This is a genomic window from Selenomonas sp. oral taxon 892 str. F0426 (assembly GCF_000468035.1).
Taxonomy (GTDB): domain Bacteria; phylum Bacillota; class Negativicutes; order Selenomonadales; family Selenomonadaceae; genus Centipeda.
The window spans coordinates 29,826-31,627 of record NZ_KI260537.1; the positions used below are offsets into that span (position 1 = coordinate 29,826).

The 1,802-nt window shown below is 49.1% G+C and carries 3 protein-coding genes; all 3 read right to left on the reverse strand.

All coding sequences use genetic code 11. The annotated features are described in order from the left end of the window. Window positions 1–235 (reverse strand): magnesium chelatase domain-containing protein (locus HMPREF1992_RS05180; protein ID WP_021684818.1); only part of this gene is annotated, 235 nt, incomplete at its 3' end. A 237-nt stretch (window positions 236–472) separates the two neighbouring features. Further along, a complete protein-coding gene (locus HMPREF1992_RS05185; protein WP_006696188.1) occupies window positions 473–844 on the reverse strand; it encodes a cupin domain-containing protein in 372 nt (123 codons plus the stop codon). A 235-nt stretch (window positions 845–1,079) separates the two neighbouring features. Then, on the reverse strand, window positions 1,080–1,802 hold a 723-nt coding region (locus HMPREF1992_RS05190; RefSeq protein WP_037358703.1), incomplete at its 5' end, for an IS3 family transposase.

Consider the following 1,802-nt stretch of genomic DNA (forward strand, 5'->3'; position numbering starts at 1 on the left):
CGGAACTGTCCTTTCGCACATCGGCGGGCGCAAGATTCACCGTCACACGCTCCTGCCGCAGCTGAATACCGGAGTTGCGAATGGCAGTCCGCACCCGCTCCTTCGACTCCTTCACCGACGTATCGGGAAGCCCCACCAGTTCAAAGCCCGGCAGCCCCGGCGACACATCCACCTCAACGTCGATAATCCGTCCATCTATCCCGAGGGTCGTCGCACCATAGGTCTTTGCAAACAACGGCCTTCCCTCCTACGTTTCAAATATAAGAAAATTATAACACAAGATAGGGGAAGATGGCTAATGATTCTTTGCAACAAAAAAGAGAGATTCCAGACGTCCAGGTAGAGCGAATGGAATCTCTGTGGTGAGAAATCTTAGTAAAATACTGATAATAAAGTTCAACCTTGCTATTTGAACGCTCTACTACTCCCACTGGAGAATTTTCCACAGAAAATTAAGCGATTAAAATAATAGCTATTTTTCGATAGGAAAGTAGTCTGCCGGAACGGGGGCAAGGATGCCAACGAAAATGAAGTCCTCTGTGCCCGTGTTCTTCATGCCGTGGCACATCCCCTTTGCAGAGACGATGACATCCCCCTTTTCGATAGGGCGTTCCTCGCCGATTGCTGGATAGAAAACGCCCTCACCTTGAATGCAGATCCAGATATCGTCCGCTTTGGCGTGTCCGTGCGGCTTGATTGTTTGCCCCGGCTTTAGCACCCAAACAACCCCGCTCGTCGACTCCGTCGCGTAGATCGGTGTGCGCGTCGCGACATCGCCCGATTTCGCCACTTCGGCGAGACGATAACGGCGTGTCTCGAAATCGTTTGTAATCGCCTTGCTCATCACGTTTTCTCCTCTCGTACAATCATTGGTTGAAATATTCCATGTTATTATAATTCGGTTCGTTGTAAAATGAAGTTGAACAGCTAAACAAAAACAAAATCCATAGTGACATCCCGTGCTATAATGGTTCTGCTACAAAACATCAGCAAAGGAGCACTATGGATTACCCCCATTCTACCACAACGGATGATATTGTCAAGAACAGTTGACAAATTTCTCACAAGGGAATGAACGCTTAAGTAGCTGCGGCAATAGAGTCATAGAACTGACGCCGCTTCACCATCGGAGGAAGCCCCCCGTTTGTTGAACAAATCCGACGGTTGTTCCAATAGCTCATGAAGTATCGCCAAACCAGTACCTTCAACTCTTCGATTGTCATCTTCTTTGTGTCATAGCGTCCATAGAGCAGCTCGGACTTCATGCGCGCCCACATACTCTCACAGCGCGCATTGTCATGACAGCGTCCACCGGCACTGTTCATGCTTTGACGAATCCCATAGGTATGAATTGCCTCCCGATACAGCTGACTCGTATACTGGCTGCCGCGATCCGAGTGCAGGATTGCTCCCCTGAGCTTTGGGTAGGAGAGCATAGCGTTATCCAGCATCCTTACGCATAGAGAAGCCTTCATGTTCGTGTCCATAGACAGTCCGAGCACGCTGGCATCATAACAGTCAAAGAGTGCTGAAATGTAGAGTTTTCCGTCATACGCCGGAATCTTTGTCATGTCAGTGACACACTTGGAAAGAGGTGTGTCGGCAGTAAAATCGCGCCCCATGAGATCCTCTGACATCTGTGCCTTATGATCTGTTTTGGTGATACCGTTCGGTCTATGATTGGGGCGATGACTTAAGCCAATCTCTTCCATAACACGGTAAACAGTTCGTTCACTCGGAATACGGACGCCTTCCGGCTGTTTGATCTTGAGTGCCTGATACATGCGGATTCTTCCGTAGGT

Excerpts from the sequence above, each read along its gene's own strand:
- HMPREF1992_RS05185 (WP_006696188.1), bottom strand. The coding sequence starts at position 844 with ATGAGCAAGGCGATTACAAACGATTTCGAGACACGCCGTTATCGTCTC.